The sequence below is a fragment of the Ensifer sp. ENS07 genome (assembly GCF_014852185.1).
GTDB lineage: Bacteria > Pseudomonadota > Alphaproteobacteria > Rhizobiales > Rhizobiaceae > Ensifer > Ensifer adhaerens.
On record NZ_JACVBE010000001.1, the window covers coordinates 127,265 to 140,422 of the forward strand.

At 62.8% G+C, this 13,158-nt stretch carries 13 protein-coding genes; 11 read left to right on the top strand and 2 right to left on the bottom strand.

Going from position 1 to position 13,158, the window contains the following annotated elements; all coding sequences use genetic code 11:
* The first annotated feature begins 4 nt into the window (after nucleotides 1-4).
* From fliQ to IB277_RS00645, 7 genes are all read left to right on the top strand, one after another.
* On the top strand, nucleotides 5-271 hold the full coding sequence (fliQ, locus tag IB277_RS00615) for a flagellar biosynthesis protein FliQ (RefSeq protein WP_034800750.1): 267 nt from the start codon (nucleotides 5-7) through the stop codon (nucleotides 269-271).
* A 131-nt stretch (nucleotides 272-402) separates the two neighbouring features.
* On the top strand, nucleotides 403-2,490 hold the full coding sequence (flhA, locus tag IB277_RS00620; RefSeq protein WP_034800753.1) for a flagellar biosynthesis protein FlhA: 2,088 nt from the start codon (nucleotides 403-405) through the stop codon (nucleotides 2,488-2,490).
* A complete protein-coding gene (fliR, locus tag IB277_RS00625) occupies nucleotides 2,487-3,239 on the top strand; it encodes a flagellar biosynthetic protein FliR (RefSeq protein WP_034800756.1) in 753 nt (250 codons plus the stop codon). The genes flhA and fliR overlap by 4 nt, the downstream gene beginning before the upstream one ends.
* Before the next feature lie 4 nt (nucleotides 3,240-3,243).
* Nucleotides 3,244-3,657, top strand: coding sequence for a hypothetical protein (locus IB277_RS00630; RefSeq protein WP_090294960.1), 414 nt, complete (start codon nucleotides 3,244-3,246; stop codon nucleotides 3,655-3,657).
* Between the two features lie 80 nt (nucleotides 3,658-3,737).
* Nucleotides 3,738-4,292: a rod-binding protein gene (locus IB277_RS00635; protein ID WP_090294958.1), complete on the top strand. Its 555-nt coding sequence runs from the start codon at nucleotides 3,738-3,740 to the stop codon at nucleotides 4,290-4,292.
* Between the two features lie 125 nt (nucleotides 4,293-4,417).
* Entirely contained in the window at nucleotides 4,418-4,786 is a 369-nt protein-coding gene (locus IB277_RS00640; protein WP_034800762.1) for a hypothetical protein, read from the top strand.
* Nucleotides 4,786-5,352, top strand: a complete 567-nt coding sequence (locus IB277_RS00645) for a hypothetical protein (protein ID WP_060601879.1) — start codon at nucleotides 4,786-4,788, stop codon at nucleotides 5,350-5,352. Before IB277_RS00640 ends, IB277_RS00645 begins: the two co-directional genes overlap by 1 nt.
* Before the next feature lie 67 nt (nucleotides 5,353-5,419).
* On the opposite strand, the gene IB277_RS00650 is transcribed toward IB277_RS00645, so the two are convergent.
* Complete coding sequence (locus IB277_RS00650) at nucleotides 5,420-6,409, bottom strand: glycosyltransferase family 2 protein (RefSeq protein ID WP_090295131.1); 990 nt, start codon at nucleotides 6,407-6,409, stop codon at nucleotides 5,420-5,422.
* A 140-nt stretch (nucleotides 6,410-6,549) separates the two neighbouring features.
* On the opposite strand from IB277_RS00650, the gene IB277_RS00655 reads away from it, so the two are divergent.
* The 3 genes from IB277_RS00655 to IB277_RS00665 are packed head-to-tail and all read left to right on the top strand — an operon-like array spanning nucleotide 6,550 to nucleotide 9,499.
* The gene (locus IB277_RS00655; RefSeq protein WP_244546721.1) at nucleotides 6,550-7,797 is read left to right on the top strand and encodes a glycosyltransferase family 4 protein; all 1,248 of its coding nucleotides are present in this window, start codon (nucleotides 6,550-6,552) and stop codon (nucleotides 7,795-7,797) included.
* Nucleotides 7,794-8,609: a WecB/TagA/CpsF family glycosyltransferase gene (locus IB277_RS00660; protein ID WP_244546720.1), complete on the top strand. Its 816-nt coding sequence runs from the start codon at nucleotides 7,794-7,796 to the stop codon at nucleotides 8,607-8,609. The genes IB277_RS00655 and IB277_RS00660 overlap by 4 nt, the downstream gene beginning before the upstream one ends.
* A gap of 11 nt (nucleotides 8,610-8,620) precedes the next feature.
* Nucleotides 8,621-9,499 carry a DUF6492 family protein gene (locus IB277_RS00665; protein WP_060584341.1) on the top strand — a complete coding sequence of 293 codons (879 nt, stop codon included), beginning with the start codon at nucleotides 8,621-8,623 and terminating at the stop codon, nucleotides 9,497-9,499.
* A gap of 15 nt (nucleotides 9,500-9,514) precedes the next feature.
* On the opposite strand, the gene IB277_RS00670 is transcribed toward IB277_RS00665, so the two are convergent.
* Entirely contained in the window at nucleotides 9,515-10,789 is a 1,275-nt protein-coding gene (locus IB277_RS00670) for a lipopolysaccharide biosynthesis protein (RefSeq protein ID WP_090294957.1), read from the bottom strand.
* A 260-nt stretch (nucleotides 10,790-11,049) separates the two neighbouring features.
* Here IB277_RS00670 and IB277_RS00675 point away from each other — a divergent pair, with 260 nt between their 5' ends.
* Nucleotides 11,050-13,065 (top strand): GumC family protein, encoded by a 2,016-nt coding sequence (locus tag IB277_RS00675; protein ID WP_090294955.1) that lies wholly within the window; start codon nucleotides 11,050-11,052, stop codon nucleotides 13,063-13,065.
* Nucleotides 13,066-13,158 lie beyond the last annotated feature (93 nt).

The following is a 13,158-nucleotide window of genomic DNA, read 5'->3' on the forward strand; positions in this document are numbered from 1 at the left end:
CTCCATGAATGAGGCGGATGCCCTCGATATTGTACAGGCCGCGATCTGGACCGTGATCGTGGCCTCAGGGCCCGCCGTTCTCGCCGCCATGGTTGTCGGCGTCGTCATCGCCTTCATTCAGGCGCTGACCCAGGTCCAGGAAATGACGCTGACCTTCGTCCCGAAGATCCTTGCCGTCATGATCACGGTTGCCGTGTCCGCGCCCTTTATCGGCGCCCAGATTTCTATCTTCACCGACATCATCTTCTCGCGGATCCAATCCGGTTTCTGAAGCCGCAGCGCCAAAGCTGTTCGCATGCGGCGGCATGAAACCCTCGCGCAAGCTTGGGTCGCTATCTCCGTCTCTATAGTGGGGCAGCGCGTGTGAATGCTGCCTTGATCTCATGATGAGACGGAAGAGACATGGCACAGCAAGCAGCGCTGATCATCCCGAAAGTAGCACCGAAGGGCCGGGACGTCGGCTTCGCGCTCGGGATCGTCGCGATCCTGTCGATCCTCTTCCTGCCCATCCCGCCCTTCCTGATCGACATGGGGCTCGCGTTCTCGATCGCCTTTTCCGTGCTGATCCTGATGGTCTCGCTGTGGATCCAGCGTCCGCTCGAGTTCTCCTCGTTCCCGACCATCCTGCTGATCTCGACCATGGTGCGCCTGGCGTTGAACATCGCCACCACCCGAGTCATCCTTTCGCACGGCCACGAGGGCCACGGCGCTGCCGGCGGCGTCATTTCCGGCTTTGCCAGCCTCGTCATGTCCGGCGATTTTGTCATCGGTCTGATCGTCTTCCTGATCCTCATCACCGTGAACTTCATCGTCATCACCAAGGGTGCGACGCGTATCGCCGAAGTCGGCGCGCGCTTCACCCTCGATGCGATCCCCGGCAAGCAGATGTCGATCGACGCCGACCTGTCGGCGGGCCTGATCGACGAGAAGGAAGCACAGCGCCGCCGGCGTGAGCTCGAGGAAGAAAGCTCCTTCTACGGCGCCATGGACGGTGCTTCCAAGTTCGTGCGCGGCGATGCGATCGCCGGCCTGATCATCACCGCGATCAACATCTTCGGCGGCATCATCATCGGTTACCTGCGTCATGGCATGCCGATCGGCGAAGCGGCCGACGTTTTCGTCAAGCTCTCGGTCGGCGACGGTCTCGTCTCGCAGATCCCGGCGCTCATCGTCTCGCTCGCCGCCGGCCTTCTGGTGTCGCGCGGCGGCACGGCCGGCTCCACCGACCAGGCGGTGGTCGGGCAGCTCGGCGGCTATCCGAAGGCGCTGATGGTCGCCTCCGGTCTTATCATTCTCCTGGCGGTCGTTCCCGGCCTGCCGTTCCTGCCCTTCGCCGTGCTCGGCGGCGGCATGGCGTTCCTGAGCTGGCTCGTGCCGCGCCAGATCGAGGCTGCCAATGCCGCGCGTCGCGCCGAAGAGGCGGCCAAGGTCCAGCAGACCAAGGAAGGCGAGCAAGATTCGGTCAAGTCGGTGCTGAAGACCGCTGAGATCGAGCTGCTTCTCGGCAAGCAGGTCTCGACCCGCCTGCTTGGCGCACACCAGGAACTCGCCTTCCGCGTGGGCAAGATGCGCCGCAAGTTTGCTGGCCAGTACGGCCTCGTCATTCCGGAGATCAAGGTTTCGGACGACATCAGCATTCCGGACAAGGCCTACCACATCCGCATCCACGGCACGACGATCGCGTCCAACACGGTGCGCGTCGGCGAAGTCCTGGTGGTCACCGGCGGCGGTCGCCGGCCGAGTGTTCCGGGCGACGAGATCCGCGAACCCGCCTTCGGCATGCCGGCGGTCTCGATCCTCGAAACCTTTACCGAGGACCTCAAGCGCGAAGGCTTCCATCCGATCGATAACGTCTCGGTGGTGTTGACGCATTTGAGCGAAGTGATCCGCAACAACCTGCCGCACCTGCTTTCCTATAAGGACGTCAAGGTGCTGATCGAGCGGCTCGATCCGGAGTACCGCAAGCTCGCCGACGAAATCTGCACCTCGCACATGTCCTATTCGGGCCTGCAGGCGGTGTTGAAATTGCTGCTTGCCGAGCGTGTCTCGATCCGCAACCTGCATCTGATCCTTGAAGCGGTCGCCGAACTCGCGCCGCATGTACGCAAGACTGAGCAGATCGTCGAGCATGTGCGCGTGCGCATGTCGCAGCAGCTTTGCGGCGACCTCGCCGACAACGGCGTCCTGCGCGTGCTCAGGCTCGGCAACAAGTGGGACATGGTCTTCCACCAGGCGCTGAAGCGCGACGCCAAGGGCGAGGTCGTCGAGTTCGACATCGATCCGCGTCACCTCGAAGAGTTCAGCGAGCAGGCGACGAAAGTTATCCGTGAACATCTCGATCGCGGCATGCCCTTCGTGCTGGTAAGTTCGCCCGAATCCCGTTCTTATGTGCGCATGATCATCGAGCGCCTCTTTGCCACCTTGCCCGTGCTCTCGCATGTCGAGCTTGCCAAGGGCCTTGAGATCAAGATCATCGGCTCCATTTCATGATCACCGACCCGGAGGGCACGGTGCTGGCGCTGTTTGCGGCCTTCTGCCGGATCGGCGGCTGCATCATGATCATGCCCGGGTTCTCCAGCGCGCGCGTTCCGATGCAGGTGCGGCTGTTCATTGCAGTCGCGGTTTCCATGGCGATCCTGCCGGTCATGTGGACGGACATCTATCCGCAGGTAACCGGCAAGGGGCACAGCTACATCTATTTGATCGCCGCCGAGACGGCGGTCGGCGCGGTCATGGGCCTTGTCGCCCGCTACTATGTCCTTGGACTGCAGTTCACCGGAACGGCGATCACCATGTTGATGGGCTTTGCCTCGCCGCCATCGTCGGACGTGATCGAAGATACGCCCGAAAACCAGGTGACCAGCTTGATCAGCTTCGCCGGCCTGATGGTGCTGTTCATGCTGGATTTCCATCATGTGATGATCGAGGCGATCGTTCAATCCTATCGGGCCATGCCGATCGGCACTCCCTTCGATCCGCAGGGTGTGCTGATCACGCTCACGGATTCGCTGGCGCAGATCTTCATGATCATGTTGAGGCTCGCGAGCCCCTTCATCATCTATGGCCTGCTTTTCAACGTGGCGATCGGCATGGTGAACAAGCTGGCGCCGCAGATCCCGATCTACTTCATCTCGCAGCCCTATCTGATCATGGGCGGCTTGTTCCTGCTCTATCTCGGTATCGCTGCGATGCTGCGCCTGTTCGGCGACGGTTTCGCGCTGGTCATGCAGGGAGGATAGCCGCATGAAGACCCGCTCGCAGAAGCTCAAGCGCCTGGTCGCCGTCCAACGCCATCTGGAGCAGATGGCGGAGGCGGATTTCATTGAGATGGTGCGGCAGCGCGAGGTCCTGGCTGAGACGATCGATGTCGTCGTCGATGCCATGGGCTCGGCTCATCCGATGCACCGCATGTTCTCCGGCCACTATTCCTCGCAGATCGGACGGCTTGTGCAGAAGGACCAGATGCTGCACGGCATCCAGCAAACGCACGAGGCGCGCATGCTGAGGGAGCGCGCGAAAGCCGACCGGCTCGAGGAAAACATGAAGGAGGCCCGCCAGTCCGAGGACCGCGAAGAGGCCGACAATTCCATCTACGACCTGATCGATCAACACGTTACGGGCAACGCGCCAGCTTCCCGTAAGCTTGACGGGCGATAGTACGTCATTCCCGGTTTGCTCCGATGGCGGAGCGGATCCGGGCCGACCAATGCCCAGGCTCGATTTTGAGAGGATTCGTCATGGCCATCTCTCCGCCCAGCGATCTGGTGATGGATGTCGTGCGCGCCGCCGACCCCACCGAAGTGCAGGAAGCGCAGGCGCGGTTGAAGGCCAACCGTGCCGCGTTCAAGGCGACGAGTCTGGCGGAAAACGGCAACGGCTTTGCCGCTGCCGTCAACGTTCTCAATCTGTCGCCGGAAGGTTCGAGCGGGCTCGGCGACCTCAACAACCGCGTCGAACAGAAGAAGATTCCGGAGACCTATCGCAAGTTCGAGGCCATGGTGCTGCAGAACTTCGTGAAGTCGATGCTGCCGACCGATAGCGAGAACGTTTTCGGCAAGGGCAATGCGGGTGATATCTGGAAGAGCATGATGGCCGAGCAGATCGGCGACGTGATCTCCAAGAGCGGTGGCATCGGCATTGCCGAACAGCTCGCGGGCGCCGAAGGCACCGATCGGGTTCAGGCATCGCTGGACGGTAACAGCCGAAACCTCGCCGCAAGCCTCGTGCAGGAATACGAGCGCAAGACGCTGACCGGCTTTACGACCGACAACGACAAGAACAAGCAAGCCTAGGGCGGGGTGGGGGAACTGCTTGCAGTTTTCCGTCCGCACTTCGCTCTAATTCATAGGAATAGATCGCGCTTGAGAATCCGGTCGATCCGACCAGAAATCATCGTGATCCAAATGGGAGTTGATTCATGGAAGCCATGGCATCCAATGACGTCCGGATCCAGAACGTGCTCGGCCGCCTGGAAATGATCCTCGACAACGAGAACAGCCGGATCGGCATCGACCCGGAATTCGATATCAAGACATCGAACGCGCACAAGAGCCGTTGCCTCTACGAACTGACGATGCTGCACCGTGACATGCTGCCGGGCGAAAACTCTTCGGCTTTCTCCTCGCATGCTCTGCACCTGCGCGAAAAGCTGTCGGTCAATTCGCAGAAGGTCGAGGCCCATCTCGAAGCCGTTCGCGCCGTCGTCGACCTCCTGAAGACCGCCGCCCAGGATGCCGATGCGGACGGCATCTATTCCGAAGCGCAGTTCCGCTATAGCGATTTCTGATGCTGAAGCTCGTTTTCACCGGGGTCTGGGTCTGCGCGGTCACGCTCGGATCCGTCTACTTCTCGATGCAAAGCGCCTCCGCGCCCGCCGTCCCGGACGGCGAGGCTGCCCGGCGCGCATCGGAGCAATATGTTCCCGGTGAGATGATCACCATTCCGGTCATCCGGGATGGTTCCGTTCAGGGCTATTTCCTGACCAAGCTTTCCTTCTCCGCCACCAAGGAGGGGATCAACAATCTTCGCGCGCCACTGCGCCAGATGGTTACCGATGAGCTCTACGATTTGCTCGTCGGTTCGAAATTCATCGACATCGCCGACACCGGTACGTTCGACCTGCCCACCTTCAAGACGACGGTAAAGGACGGCCTGAACAAGAAGCTCGGCGACGAGGTGATTACCGAGGTGCTCGTCGAGCAGCTCGAATATCTGACCAAGGAAGACGTCAAACGCGTCGCCAACAGCCAGAATGTGCCGCGGCAAAAGCCGGTCCCGATCACCGACAGGAACGGCAACGTCGCCGGCGACAAGTTGCCTGAAGGCGCCGTCAAGGCAAGCAGCGCGCACTGATGATTGTTGGAAGGGACGCCCGGGTGGGTTTCCGCTCGGCCGCTTGCCCTCGACGAGGCGGCATCCGTCAGTTCTTTTCCGGGGTGCGGTACTGCTCGTTGATGAGGCCGAGTTCCGCCATCAGCCGGCCGATCGCCACATAGAAGTGGTATAGTCCGGCCGCTGCCAGCCCGCTCTTGTTCCACAGTTCCAGCCCGCGCGGCACCGATGCGCCAAGCAGCGCCAGCGATTTGCCGAAGGTCCTGAGCCGGCCTTTGAAGCTCGGGTCACGCCGATGTTCGAGCATCGTCGAGATCGCGCCGTTCCTGAGGCTGCGCGCCCTGATCCAGGATGCGCTGGTGCGGCGGGCGGGCACGGTCTCGGCAACCCAGGCGTCGGTTGCCCAGGCGAAGGAAAACCCTTTCGCCTTGCAGCGGCTGTAGAAATCCGCATCGCCGCCGCCGATGAAGTTGAAGGCGGGATCCAGGAAGGGTTGCGGCATCGTGTCCAGCACTCCACGCGTAACGAGCACGTTGCCGGAGGAATAAAGGATGGGCACCGGCCCGGTCGCGTCATAATGGGGCGTGAAGACCGGATGGCGTTTCCACTTCTGCCCGCCATCGCCTTCGAAAACCGGAAGCTGCGGGCCGCCGACCATATCGGCACCGGTCGTTTCCTGTGCCGCGATGAGGCAATCGAGCCATTCGGGCGCCGCCACTTCGTCGTCGTCGATGATCGCGATCGCCTTGAGGTTCGGGTAGGTTTGGAGCGCCGTCGCCCAGCCGGCATTGTAGGCGTGGCAGTTTCCGCGCTGATGCGCGACGATCACGACAGAATCCGAAGGATGTCCCAGGAAGAAGTCTTTTGCCGCCGCAGCCCCGGCCAGCCCGTCGGCATCGTTTTCGACGACGACCGTGGCGTAGGAGATGTCAGGCCTTTGGGAAACAATGGTTTTCAGCGTCTTGACGACATGGTCCGGCCGACGGAACGTCGGCAGCACGACGACGAGTTCGATGTCGCCGGCGTCTTCCAGCTCTGTCCGGAAGTAGACGGAAATGTCCTGGCCGGTCGTCGTCATGGCGAAACCTGTAAAAGCAAAATTGTGTCGCAATACAGCAAATCTTCCTAAACAGATGCTGAACCCTGGCGGCATATTTTGAAAGGGGTCTTTAAGCGCTCCTTCACCCCATGCTGCTAATGAAGGCCGCAGTTCCATTCATGACGCGTGGCAAAATGCATCTGGTCCTGGTCTCTTCGCTCGTTCCCGTCGCCAATCCGGCGTCCGGTTTCGACATTGCCAACCGGGCTGTGCTCGACGGTCTGCGCGCGCTCGGTCACCGCGTCAGCGTCATTGGTTTTCTCCAGCCGGGACGCGTGCCCGCGCCCGATTGCGATATGCATTTTCTCGGCGAGCTGGAAGTCACCAATGCCAAGGTTGGAACGTGGCAGAAGTTGAGCTGGCTCGCGACGGCCTTCCTCAACCGCACGACCGTCTCATCCGGCAAGATGCTGGTGGTGTCGTCGAGCCGGATTCAGTCGATCCTCGAGAGCCTCGCTCCGTTCGACGGTCTCGTGCTCAACTCGGTGCAACTGCCGGCCGCTTTCCAGCAGGTTTTCCGCCCCCATCCGTCGATCTATGTCGCGCACAATGTCGAGGCGGATTCTGCCTTTGAGAGTGCCGAGCGGGCCAAGGGTACGGTCGAACGCTTTCTTTTCCGGCGCGAGGCGCAGTATCTCGAACGCTACGAGCAGCAACTGGCGCAGAATGCGGTGGCCGTCTGGACGTTTGCGGAGGCCGATCGCTTCGGCTTCGGCCGCGCCGTCAGCGACCGGGCCTTCGTGCTGCCTCTGGTCACCGGTTGGGATGCGGCAGTAGTGCCGACAGAAGCAGCCGAGCTCCAGCAGGACCTCGGCTTGATCGGGACCTGGAGCTGGCGGCCGAACCGATTGGGGCTCGACTGGTTTCTCGCCGAGGTCGTACCGCATCTGCCGCAGGATCTTTCGATCGCGATTGCCGGCCAGATGGACGGCATACCGGCGGTTTCCCATCCCGGTGTTCGCTTCGTCGGACGGGTTCCTGATGCACGCGCCTTCGTCACGGAAAGTGCCGTCATACCGCTCGTCAGCCGGGGCGGTACGGGCGTCCAGCTGAAGAGCATCGAGACCTTTGAGCTTGGCATGCCATCCGTGGCGACGCAGGCGTCGTTGCGCGGCATCGAGGCGCTTCCTGAGAATTGCGCCGCGGCCGAAGATCCGGCCGAGTTCGCGCGCCTGTTGGTCGACAAGGTCACCCGCGCGCGCGGCGGCGACCGCCAACGCCTTGACGGTTCGGTCTTCCATCGCGCCCAGAAGGCGAAGCTGATGCGGGTCATGCGCAATGTGCTGGCCGGCCTCGCTCCGAGTGCCTCGGCCGAGACACCCTCGGTTCCGCCCGAGCTGAAGGTCCATGACGGGGGGCGGTCGTGACCAAGACGACCGCCGGCGCGAACACCGCCCTGTCCAGGCGCCTCATCCTGGGCATGCCGGTGGTCGATTTCGATTGGGAGAGCGCCTTTGCCTTTGCGGCCGACGCGCTGTCGCGCCCGGGCGGGCAAACAACGCTCGCCTTCCTCAACGCCAACAATGCCAACCTGATGATGCGCGACGGCGAGTACCGCGAGGTCCTCGGCCGCCAGGTCGTCTTTCCCGACGGTCACGGCGTCGATATCGCTTCCTATCTCTTTTACGGCAGCATGTTCCCGGCCAATCTCAACGGCACGGACTTCGTGCCGGCGCTGCTGACCTTCATCGACCGGCCGCTGCGCGTTGCGATGATCGGCGCCCGTGCGAAGGTGCTTGCGCGCGCGGCCGAGAATTTTCGCAGGCACGCGCCATGGCACGAGTTCCTCCCCGTTTCCGACGGGTTCTTCGATCGTGACCACTCCCAGCAAGTGCTTGCCGATGTCCGGGCGCTGAACGCTGATATCCTGCTGGTGGCGATGGGAAGCCCCGGTCAGGAGAAATGGGTCGATGCCCATGTGGGGCCGCAGGACGCCCGGCTGGTCATTACCGTCGGCGCGCTCTTCGATTTCGTCGCCGAGGCGTTTCCGCGGGCGCCGAAGTTCCTGCGCCGGATGCGGCTGGAATGGTTCTTTCGCCTGGCGGTCGAGCCGCGGCGCATGTGGCGTCGCTATGTCCTCGGAAACCCGCTTTTCCTGTTTTACGTCCTCTGGCACAAGCTGTCGGGGCGGGCGCGGGAAAACGTCGCCGACACCAGCCTTCGGACGGGAACATCGTGAACGGTCAGACCATGCGCACAGCCATTGTCACAGCGTCCTACGCCAATGACTTCGAGCGCTGCCGGCTGATGTGCGAAAGCATGGACCGCAAGCTTCAGGGCGATTGGAAGCACTATCTGCTGGTTGCCGATTTCGACGTTAAGCTCTTCCGGCAACTGGAGGGCTCCAGACGCCAGGTTATCAGCGAACGCGATCTCCTGCCCTGGTGGCTGCATCCCGTCACCGACCCGCTTTCGGGCGGCCGCCGGAAGCTGTGGCTCAGCCCCTTTGGCCTGCCGCTGCGTGGCTGGCATGCCCAACAGCTTCGCCGCCTGGTGCTCGCGCGCCACATCGACGAGGCGGCGATGTTTGCCGTCGATTCCGATGTCGTCTTCCTGCGCGCCTTCGATCCCGCCAGCCTCTGGCAGGGAGAGCGGTTGACGCTCTACCGCAAGGACGGGGCGATTAATGCGCAAATGCGCTCCAACCATCTCGAATGGCTCGCCCATTCCGACAGGCTTCTCGGGATCGGCCCCTACACGTTGCCGGCCAACGACTATATCAACACGCTGATCGCGTGGCGCACCGATACCAGCCGCAAGCTGCTCGAGCACATCGAGACGCTGCACGGTCGGAACTGGGTGAGGGCGATGACCCGCACCCGCGCCTTCTCCGAATGCACGATCTACGGGCGCTTCGTCGACGAGGTGCTGGGCGGGGAAGGTCATGTTCCCTCTGATGCCGCGCTCTGTCATGTGCTCTGGTTCGAAGACAGCTACCGGCAGGATCTCTCCGGTCTCAGGGCGTTCTTGAAGGACATGGCGCCGCATCAGGTCGGCATCGGCGTGCAGTCCTTCGTCGGCCACGATCTCGACGATATTCGCCGGGCGGTGTTCGAACTCGCGGCCTGAGGCATCTGTCTTGCTTCAGATGACCCGATCAGCCGGCTTTCTGAGCGCCGAATAGGTCAGTCCGAACGAGAGCGCGTAGAGGACCAGGAAGATCCCGTTGAGCGCCGGCGCCCAGGTCGCGACGTCGGCCGTCGTCTGCAGCAACAGAACCAGCAGCCCCACCTTGACGACGCCAGCAATCAACAGGTTCAGCATGCGCCGCACAGTGCGGCCGGTCGCGTAGAGCAGTTCGGAGTGGTACTCGATCAGGTTGCGGAACGAGGGCACGAGCACGATCATCGCGACAATCGGCGCGGCTGCCGACACGTTGCGCCCGAGCCCATCGGGGAAGACCCACAGATAGAATGCCATGGCCGCGATGGCGGCAAAGGACGCAAGCGCCACCAGGAGTTCGATCGAGAGCCGGACGCGCCAGCGGGCAATCGCCTCGGGCGTTCGCATGATGCGCTGGACGAGCAAGGTGTTGAATGACCGCACCGGCAGCGCCGTCAGGTCCGCCAGCCGCATCAGGATGGCATAGAGGCCGGACACCGCCGGCCCGCCAATGGCGAGTACCGCAATCTTGTCGAACTCCGATTGGATGTAGAACAGCACCTCGGCGCCGGCGACCGACACCGAATCCGCCCAGCGCCGGAAGTAAAGCCGTGGCTGCCAGCGCAGCCGGACAGGCGGGTAGAACCAGAGAAGGGCCACCAGAAGGCCGAGCGCATTCGCAAGCAGATAGAGGTAGGACCAGGCTTCGAGCGTTTTCCAGGGGAGCAACGCAAGGAGCACGGCAGCGGCGGTGCGGATCGCCGTTCCGATCACCACGAGGAGGGCGCCGCGCCCGAAGCGACCGAGACCGTTCAGCACGATGACGGCGGTCTCCAGCCCGCGCCAGCAGAGGATCTCGGCCAGCATGAAGGCAGCAAAAGTGCCGGCAGCCATGTCGCGGGAAAAGAGGGCGAGGAAGGTGATCGCGCAGATGATTGCGATCAACGGCAGCGACAGCACCGCGCCGACCAGAAAGCCGGCGCTATAGGTGCCGACAAGCAGCGGCTTTACGGTCGCGACCCGATAGAGCGGCGACATGAAGCCGAAGGCAAGCACGCGCGATATCATGATGCCGGCGGCAGACGCGGTCGCGAACAACCCGAAATCGGCGATGGCGAGCGTGTTGGCAACGGCGATGAAATAGACGAGCGACAGCACGAGCCGGCCCGCCGAACCTCCGGTCATCGAGAGGTAAGCGTGGATGAGCGCCCGGTGGCGGAGATAAAGCGCTTTGATGCGATGGGGCACGGCCGACATTTCCAGTAGCGCGTTTCCCGCTCGATGCCGATGGAAACGCTCTATCTCCTTGATATCTCACAGTTCCAAGGGCAGGGCGCGCAAAGCGTTCGCCTGGAATTGCGCTCGTCTCTCCGTCATAGGCGGGAAAGCTTAATAAGGCGTGAGATCACGCCGTTCGCGCCGTCACTTCCCGCCGAAATTAACGATTTGTTTTCCATGTTTCCTTAGGTTGGCTTCACTATTCGGAATTCGCCGTTTCGGCAGCCGCGGGATCAGTCATGTTCAACATCGACGACGAGAAACGCCCGGTTCCGCGTGCATCGTTGCTCGATTTTGCAGCAGAGGACGCGCGCGACCCCGCGCGTGCGCGAGACAGGCGCACCGCCGACCCGCAGGGTGCAGGCTCGTCCTTGCTCGGTCGTCTGTCCGGTTCCGGTGGATCAGCCAATCAATCAGCGGCCCGGCGCGAAAACCACTCGAAAGGTCAGCCCCCGCGCGGCGAAACGGTGCGGCCGACAGCCAAGGCACCCGCCGCCCGTAACCAACCCGGCCTCGGCGGCATGCGTGGCAAGTTTGCGCGCTGGCTTGCCGATAGTCCGCCTGAGGGGGCTGCGCCGGGAGTGACAGCCGACGGGCGAGCCGCAGGTGACCGCCCGCTCGTGGATATCAAGACCGTGGTGCGCGCGGTCTGGCAGCTCCGCAAGATCATTCTCGCGACCACGGCGCTCGGCGCCGTCGGTGGCGTCCTGCTGGCGTTGTCGACGCCCAGCGTCTTCGTTTCCGAAAGCAAGCTCTACGTCGATCCGCGCGAAGTGCGGCTGACGGATTCCGACCTGTCGAAACAATCGCTCGCAACCGAAGGCATTCTCGCCATTGTCGACAGCCAGCTCGAAGTGTTGCGCTCGCGAACGGTTATGGAAAAGGTCGCGGCCAGTCTCGATCTGGAAAAGGACCCGGAATTCGCCGGCAAGGGAGCCGGTGGCGACGCGTCCGCGCGCGTCCTGAAGACCTTGGGCGAGGCAATTCAGGTCTGGCGCGATCCGAAAACCTTCATCGTCACCATTGAGGCGAAGACCAGGGATCCCGAGAAGTCGGCACTGATTGCCAACCGATTGGTGGACACGTTCCTCGGCGAGGAGACCGCCGCGCAATCCGGCTTCTTCCAGAAGACGACGGTTGCGCTCGACGCGCGTATCAAGGAACTGAAGGCTGAACTGGACGCGGCCGAAAAGGCCGTCGAGGATTACAAGGCGAGCAACGACATTGTCGGCGCCGGCGGCGAATTGATCGCCGACAAGCAGCTCCTCAGCCTCAGTGATCAGGTCGCTGCGGCCCGCAATCGCATCGCCGAGGCGAAAGCCAAGGCCGAGGCGTCCGGCAAGGTGCAGCTCACCGATGTTCTGACGGGCGCCTATCCCGAGGAAATCAGTTCGCTGGCGCTCTCCGAACTGCGCAAGCAATACGCGGCGACCAGGGCGCAACTGAGCGCCCTTGATGCGAGCCTCGGGCCCCGCCATCCGCAACGCATCGCCGTTCAGCAGGCACTCGAGTCGTCGCGCTCGGAGATCGCCAACGAGTTGCGCCGCATCGCGGCTGCGGCGGGGACCGAGCTTGACCGCGCCCAGCGAACGGAACAGGACCTCGTGCAGCAGCTTGCCGTCCAGAAGGCGCGCCAGATCGATTCCTCCGCCGAATTCGTCGAGTTGCGCGAGCTGCAGCGAAAAGCGGCGGCGACCCGCGAGATCTACGAATCCTTCCTGAAGCGCGCCGGCGAGACGCGCGAAGAGGAAAAGCTGACCGCGAAGAACATCCGGGTGATCTCCAAGGCCGAGCCGGCGCTGCAGGCAAAAGGGCCCTCCCGCAAGATCATCCTGATCGCCGCCACCATGGCGGGTTTCTTTGCCGGCCTCGGCCTCGGCGTGCTGCTCGGCATCTATCGCAGCTTGAACGGATTGTTTCCCGCAACCCGGAAGGCCGAGGACGATGAGGCGCCCGAGCCGCCGGAACCCGATGGCGGCCCCGAGCCCACACGGCGCCAGCAGCCGCAGCCTGATCCGGCTTCGGCCAAGCTCGAGCTGCCGCCGCAGTTCAGTCCGGCTGCGCACCATGCACAATCGCTGAACGCTGCCTATGCCGTTGCTCGCAGGAGCGCAACGGCGGGTCCGGTCACGGCTCAGCCTGTGCCGCAGACCGTAGACGAGGATGACGCCGACATCGCCAAGGTCCAGGAAGGCCTTCGCGCGCTGAGGTCTCGCGTCGAGCACTATTCCCGCCAGAAGCTCGCGCGCCGTTGATACGACGGGCGGAGAGGCACGCTTCATTCGCGAACGTCTTGTGAGGCTGAGACCTCACGGCTTTCGGCGAAACCACGTGCACCTCTCAGTCTT